5 protein-coding genes are annotated in these 6,662 nt (G+C 63.7%); all 5 read right to left on the bottom strand.

Annotated elements, in window-relative coordinates:
* Positions 1 to 120: 120 nt before the first annotated feature.
* The gene (locus OOZ51_RS18425; RefSeq protein ID WP_265981217.1) at positions 121 to 1,794 is read right to left on the bottom strand and encodes a glycoside hydrolase family 32 protein; all 1,674 of its coding nucleotides are present in this window, start codon (positions 1,792 to 1,794) and stop codon (positions 121 to 123) included.
* 103 nt (positions 1,795 to 1,897) lie between these two features.
* Complete coding sequence (locus tag OOZ51_RS18420; RefSeq protein WP_265981216.1) at positions 1,898 to 3,502, bottom strand: glycoside hydrolase family 68 protein; 1,605 nt, start codon at positions 3,500 to 3,502, stop codon at positions 1,898 to 1,900.
* Between the two features lie 727 nt (positions 3,503 to 4,229).
* Positions 4,230 to 4,964, bottom strand: a complete 735-nt coding sequence (locus OOZ51_RS18415; RefSeq protein ID WP_265981220.1) for a YcnI family copper-binding membrane protein — start codon at positions 4,962 to 4,964, stop codon at positions 4,230 to 4,232.
* 117 nt (positions 4,965 to 5,081) lie between these two features.
* Complete coding sequence (locus tag OOZ51_RS18410) at positions 5,082 to 5,687, bottom strand: hypothetical protein (protein ID WP_265981215.1); 606 nt, start codon at positions 5,685 to 5,687, stop codon at positions 5,082 to 5,084.
* A 155-nt stretch (positions 5,688 to 5,842) separates the two neighbouring features.
* Positions 5,843 to 6,661, bottom strand: coding sequence for a purine-nucleoside phosphorylase (locus OOZ51_RS18405; protein ID WP_265981214.1), 819 nt, complete (start codon positions 6,659 to 6,661; stop codon positions 5,843 to 5,845).
* Position 6,662 lies beyond the last annotated feature (1 nt).

The following is a 6,662-nucleotide window of genomic DNA, read 5'->3' as shown; positions in this document are numbered from 1 at the left end:
AACCCCAGCCAACCGGCTCAACCAGCTGCTGCAGGCAGCCTAAACCCGAGCGTTGCTCTGACCAGTTGACTTTGCCGCGGGTAAACGACAACTAATGCGAGTTAGTTGGGCTCCCCGGCGTCAGGGTTGTATCCGCGTGCTGGTCAGCACGAAGCCCGCGGTGCCTCCCGAGCTGAAGGCGGCCGCACCCGTGTTGCCCCATTGCGGGAAGAAAATATCCGAGATGACTACCGAGCCGTCTTGCGTAAACACCTCTACGGACGAGGAATCCAAGAGGATGCGGAGGCGGACCTTGCCGTTCTTCATGGGCACGGAGGCTTGATTGAAGGGGCTGAATTTCGGCGAGAAGTTGGAAGTGCCGGCGGCCGAGCGATCCACTTTGAGAGTCTGGGTTGCGCGGTTGTACGAGATCCGGAGGCCTGCCTTCCCACCCGCGGAAGCTCGCAGCACTATGCCGGCCTCAGCCGAGCCCGCAACATCCATTTCGGCGTCGATCAGCTCGGTTCGTGAACCAAAGTCGCCGCCAAGGGAGTCCGTGGAATCGGTGACGGTGAAGTTTGTGCCATGTACTTCACTGGTCTTGGCGTCCGTGAGCGCATCCGCCGCAGCGGGCGCGATGGTCGAATGGAGCTCGAAGCGGTTGCCTGTGGCTACGAGGCTGAGTTGGCGCGGGATTGCCATGGATCCGCGCCACGGGGTGCTGGGTAAGGACTGCGCATAGTCCCAATTCCCCATCCAGCCGAGCAGTTCCGGCTTTCCGCCAGGGGCAGAAGTGATGGTGTTGGCGGCGTAGAAGTCGGCTCCGTGGTCCAGCCATTGCGAGTCCGTCAGTGGGTCACCCGGTTTTGCCGCATGCTCTGCCATGAACCGTGTGCCGTCGAACTCGCCCACGAAGTACTGCATCCCGGAGCCTCCCGCAATGCCTCCTGGGTTGATGCTCAGGATCATGACCCACTTCTTCAGGCCGCTGCCGCCGTCGACGTCCATCTGGAGCAGCTCCGGAACTTCCCAGAGTCCGCCCTGGGCGCCCACTCCCGTGAAATCGCTGAGGAAGTTCCAGTGCAGCAGGTCCGTGGACTTGAAGAGTTTCACCACCTGCGCGTCGGCTACCACTGTGGTCATGACCCAGTATTTGCCGGGTTCGTACCAGGTGACCTTGGGGTCGCGGAAGTTGTTCGACGCCGGCTGCAGGCTCAGCACCGGGTTGCCCTTGTACTTGGTCCAAGACGTCCCGTGGTCCAGGCTGTAGGCCACGGACTGGGCCTGGCTGCCCTTTGGCAACGCCCCGCCGTCGCCGTATGAGCTGGTGTAGAGCGCCACTAGCGGCGGGTTTTCTGCGGTGCCCAGTCCCGAGGCGTTCCTCGTATCCGGAACGATGGCGCCGGAAAAGATTTCCTCGCTCGCGGAGCCCTCCATGGCCACCGGCTGCTGGGTCCAGTGCACCAGGTCGGTGCTGGTGGAGTGGCCCCAGGACATGTCGCCCCAGAAGTTGCCGTGCGGATTGTGTTGGTAAAACGCGTGATAGGTCCCGTTTTCGTAAACCAACCCGTTGGGGTCGTTGATCCAGTTTTGCGACGCAGTCAGATGCGCGGCGGGCCGCCATGGGTCCGATTCGGACGCCGCCGGGGCGGATATTCCGACGGCGGTGCCGACGGCGGACGGCGAGTTCCCCGCGGACGGCGAGGCATCCGGCGTCGGGGTGCAGGAACTCGTGAACACTGTCAGGACGACGGCGACGACGGCGAGTAGCGCTTTGCGAGCCGGGTGGAACGGGCGGTGGGGGGAGTAGAGCATGGTACTTCCTGGGTTGGGGAGCGGGGCGCCCGGGTGGAACCGGTCGCCCCGCGTTTGCTGGACAGGCGGCATGCTTTGCCTGCCCAGCGGGTTTTGACGTGGCCTACTTGTAGAGGCCTTCCCCGCCGACGCGGACGTTGGTGGGGAGGTAACCGAACGGACCGAGGCCGTTCTTGCCGAAGTTGTGGTCAACCTGGGTGACGCCACCGGCGAAGTTGATCTTTACCGTGGGGGAGAGCGACCCTCCGCGGACTCCGTCAACGTTGTCGATGAAGGACTGCACCAGGCCGCCAGGCTGGACGTAGTGCGAGTAGGCCTGGAATTGCCGGCCGTTCTGCTGTGCCGACTGGTTGCCGCTCGGGTTGTTTGCCGGCAGGTTCAGGTCCGTCGGCGAGCCAAGGGCAAGGCCGCTGTTGTTGACCGGCTGGAAGTCCGAGCGGACACCGTTGCCCACGAAGCCATAGACGCCGTCAGGACCACGCATGCCGTCGGCATAGGTGAACTGGTGGCTGATGGTGAACAGGTAGTACTTGCTCTTGCCGTTTTCGTTCTGGATGAAGATCTGCGGGCGCTCAGTCTGGTCGTTGACGCAGTTGGCGGACAGGATCGGCGGCAGGAAGTGCCACTGGGTCAGGTCCTTGTTGTCTGCGACGGCCAGTCCGACGCTCGCGGTCTGGTACCAGGAACCGGTGGTTGAGTTCACCGTGTTGGTGTTTTCGGCGTGGGGATCGCCCGGGCGGTAGCCAAGATCAGCATCCGTGCACTTGTAGTCGCCGCGCTTTCCGGCGGTGTTGCCTTCGAAAACCATGAAGGTCTGGCCCGGGTGGGCCGGATCCTCGAAGGTGTAAGGGTCGCGGAAGGCGAAACCGGCGTTCTGGGCCTTGTTCTGGTAAAGCTTTCCATCCGGCTCAAGCAGCTTGGTGTGCTGGAAACCGTCGAACGTGACACCGTCCTTGTTCGCGTGGATGTTGCCCAGGGCCTTGGCGATGACTGCATCGGGAGCGATACCGCCGCCGCCCGCGTTGCGCTCGGCACGGTCGTAGAACGTGGTGGCCGTGTAGAACACGTTGACGTGGTCGCCCTGCATGAGGCGCGTGGAGCCGGACCATTCGGTGTTGCCGATGGAGGTGTTGTCCAGGAACAGGTGTCCGCCGTAGTTCCACTTGTCCTTCGCAGGGTCTGCGTTGGTCTTGCGGAAGAAGTAGCCGATTCGGGCGTTCCAGTGGCGCTGGTCGAAGCCGTAGCCCGCGTGGCGGTCAGCTACGAGGGAGAAGATGACGTCCCAGCCCTTGTAGCTGATCTGGTTGGCGTTTTCGTCGGTCAGGGACCACGTGTCCCAGACCCAGACGTCGTCGTTCATTGCCGGGAAGTCCTTCGGGATTTCCGGCATGGTGACGTTGGGGCTCATGGAGTTCTGGCCGGGGGTCACGTTGGGGTTGCTCTGGGCCATGATCTGTTTGGCATCCGCTCGCGTCCACTTGGACGTGAAGTTTGACGCAGGATCAAATGCATCCTGGGTGTGGACGCTTGGCAGTGGGAATCCCGGCGTGGGAGCCGGCATCGTGGTGGCCGGCTTGTCAGCAGGCAAGTTCGCCTGCGCTGCCGGGGATGCCATGAGCACCGTGGCGGCGACGCCGGCAGCGGCCGCGAACGCGGCTGCCGACCGCAGACGGCGGCGTGGCCCGTTGGGGTTTGAGTGAGATTTCATGCTTGCTCTTCTCGCGGAGGTTGGACTTCGTGGAATGGGGCGCAAGCCCTGGTCCGAACTCCGGCGTTCCCGATAACACCGCTGGCGTCATCCGGAACGCCATCGTGTCGGGTGGATGAGGGCTTTTGCGAGGCCCTCATCCTTGGTGGTCCTGGCACGTCGACTTGCCGGGACTGTTCCAAGCTAGACGTGCTAGGAAGGCCGCCGCAAACCGTGTTTCGGGCGAGCTGTAAGCGCTTGCGCACATGTCAGACATCTTTGCGCAAGCGCTTACATTTTTACACCGCGCGCGTGCCATGGAAAGGGTGGCTGGTCAAATATTTCTGAATAAATCTGATTTATTCGAAAAGTTCACGCGCCATTAACGCGGGGGCGAATTGACTTGACAGGAACTGGAAAATTAGCGTGACGAGACCTGTCGCGTGCTGGGTGCACGGCTGTCTCTGGGCCGCGTGAACTGGCCGGCAACCCTGGGCCGCTCTTACCATCTCGCTTCAGCGGCGTCGCGTCGGATCTTGCTCAATCATTCGAACGGAAAAACTACGGAACCCTGGAATCTCGCGGCCGCAGCCCGCGGCCGACGGAATGATCCAGCAGAATCCGACGTGCCCCGGCAGAACGCCTACCTGGCTCGTTTTTGCGGCCCGATGTCTAAGTCTGACGGGGAACGAAAGACTGCCCGCGCCGGGGTACGGCGCGGGCAGTTCGGATGTTTGTGGTGGGTCGGTTATTTAGCCTTGGTGGAGCGGGTTCGCACCAGGGCGGTAACGCCTGCCGCCAAGCCGATCAGGCCCGCTGCAAGGCCGAACCAGCCGGCTGTGGATCCTGCGTCGCTGGATGTGGTCGATGCCGCAGCTGACGGTGCGGGCGTCGCGGAGGGGGAGGACGTGGGCGCCGTCTGTGCGGCGGAGTCACTGGCGGTGGTCACGAACGAGGGAGCGGGGTGTTCGGGCTCAGGCTGGCCTTGGACGGTCTTCTCGTCCCACTTCACCACGGCCCCGTCTGTATACGTCTGGGTGGCCGGCAGTGTGATGGTGGTGCCGGCGTCGGGCAGTACACCCACCGAGAGCGAGAAGGCCTGGTATTCGTCCTGCCCAATCTGGTGCGCGGCGTCAGCGGTCCACACCACGGAGGTGACAGCTTTGGTTACCGTTGCTCCCGCGATCGTGACAGGTTTAGGCAGGGTGGAGGTGATGAGTTCGGCTTTCCAGCCTTCAATGGGTTTCACGGACACCGAGTTGAACGGAGTGTCGGTGGGGAGGGACACCTCGAGTTTGTCGGTTTTTGCCGTGGGTGATTCGTTGGGGACATTGAGGGTCAGGTGGGTGTAGCCACCGGCTGCGGGGTCGTCGGGGTCGACGTGGACGTGTGCGGACGCGGCTGAGACGCCGAATGCGAGCATCCCGGCGGCCATCGTGGCTGCGCAGGCGGTCTTGAGGGCACGGCGGTGGGAGGTCTTCATGGCAATGGTGCCTTTCACAAGGGAAATTCTGGGATTGAAACGGGCCGGAAGTCTGTCCGGCCGGTGAAAGCAGCAATGTGCCGCAGGGTCCCAAGCCCGTATGCGGAAGGGATGGACTCAGGCGGCAGGAACCAGGGCTGGCGGACCGCGCCGGGAGGGAAGTCGAAGGCCGCGAAGACCGCTGGGAAGCACGGCAGGAACCGCGCAAAGGGCGGGGCCGCTAGGTGTCTGGATGGGTGTTGGGGCGGGTAGTTGGACCAGTGGGCGCAGCCATGCCGCCAGCGCCCAAAGTGCCTGTTCCCCGCGAGCCAGTAGCAAGGTGGTGCCAAGGGTCGCCACAGCATGGGCGGCGAACATGTGCCAGTCGCTTTCGGCGGTATGGGCAGGCAGCGCGGCAGTTAACGTCCCGGGGAGCATGGCCGGGACGTGTCCTGAATGCCCGGACTGGAGTGGTGCCGCGGACGAAACCCCGGGCGGCAGGGCACAGAAAGCCCAGTGAAGCCAGAACTGTCCGGCGCCTAAGAGTCCTGCGATGACCGGCGTGGAAAGGCGGAACCGCGTGAGTATGGCTACCGGGAGTATCGTCAGTGCACACAGAGCCGTGAGGATGGCGGGCTCGGGTAGCTTGCCGCCACCGGCCAGGTGCCCGCCCGCGGCCAAGCCCAGAATGATTGAACCGATCAGGCCCGTTCGGAGGAGCCGGAAAGAGGCGGATGTGATCATCTGCGTTCCTTCCGGTTCGGGCGCAATGGAGGAGAGTTACACAGATTCTACTGGCCGCCGCCTGCCGCTAGTGCCGAACGCCGTCGAGCAGAGTTATTGCCCGACGGCGTTCGGCACTAGTCGCGGTATCCGCGCCCTAACGCTGGGCTACTGGATCAGAGCTTGGCGATGATGTCCGCCAGGAGCCGGGAAATGCGCGCACCTGCAGTCTGGCCCGCCTCGATCACTTCCTGGTGGCTCAGCGGTACCGGGCTGATGCCCGCCGCCAGGTTGGTCACCAGGGAAATGCCGAAGACCTCCATGCCCGCGTGCCGGCCGGCGATGGCCTCCAAAGCAGTGGACATGCCCACCAGATCCGCGCCGATTCGTTTGGCGTACTGGACCTCGGCCGGAGTTTCGTAGTGCGGGCCGGTGAACTGGGCGTAGACCCCTTCGTCCAGCGTGGGATCCACTTCCCGGGCCAAGCCTCGGATGCGCGAGGAATAAAGGTCCGTGAGGTCGACGAATGTGGCGCCTTCAAGGGGAGAAGCCGCCGTCAGGTTGATGTGGTCACTGATCAGCACTGGGGTGCCGGGGGTCCAGGATTCGTTCAAGCCGCCGCAGCCGTTAGTCACCACCAGGGTCTTGCATCCTGCGGCCGCAGCAGTGCGCACGCCGTGGACTACCGCACGAACGCCTTTGCCTTCGTAGTAATGGGTACGCGCGCCCAGGACCAGGGCCCGCTTGCCCTCCTTCGTCAGGACCGAGCGGATGGTGCCCACATGGCCCTCAACGGCGGGAGCGTGGAAGCCGGGAACTTCCGACGCCGTGAGGGTCGCCGTCGTTTCGCCAATGAGATCCGCAGCCGCGCCCCAGCCTGAGCCGAGTACGAGTGCGACGTCGTGGGATTCGACGCCGGTCTCCGCCGCGATGTAGTCGGCCGCAGCTTTGGCGGCCTCGAATGGGTCTGTGTTGATCAGCTCTGTCTTACTCACT

Source organism: Arthrobacter rhizophilus (assembly GCF_026241105.1).
GTDB lineage: Bacteria > Actinomycetota > Actinomycetes > Actinomycetales > Micrococcaceae > Arthrobacter.
The sequence above is the reverse complement of the archived record's forward strand: the minus strand, read 5'-3'. Positions and strand labels throughout refer to the sequence as shown.

Coding starts and splice junctions, on each gene's coding strand:
- OOZ51_RS18425 (WP_265981217.1), bottom strand. CDS start 1,794: ATGCTCTACTCCCCCCACCGCCCGTTCCACCCGGCTCGCAAAGCGCTA.
- OOZ51_RS18420 (WP_265981216.1), bottom strand. CDS start 3,502: ATGAAATCTCACTCAAACCCCAACGGGCCACGCCGCCGTCTGCGGTCG.
- OOZ51_RS18415 (WP_265981220.1), bottom strand. CDS start 4,964: ATGAAGACCTCCCACCGCCGTGCCCTCAAGACCGCCTGCGCAGCCACG.
- OOZ51_RS18410 (WP_265981215.1), bottom strand. CDS start 5,687: ATGATCACATCCGCCTCTTTCCGGCTCCTCCGAACGGGCCTGATCGGT.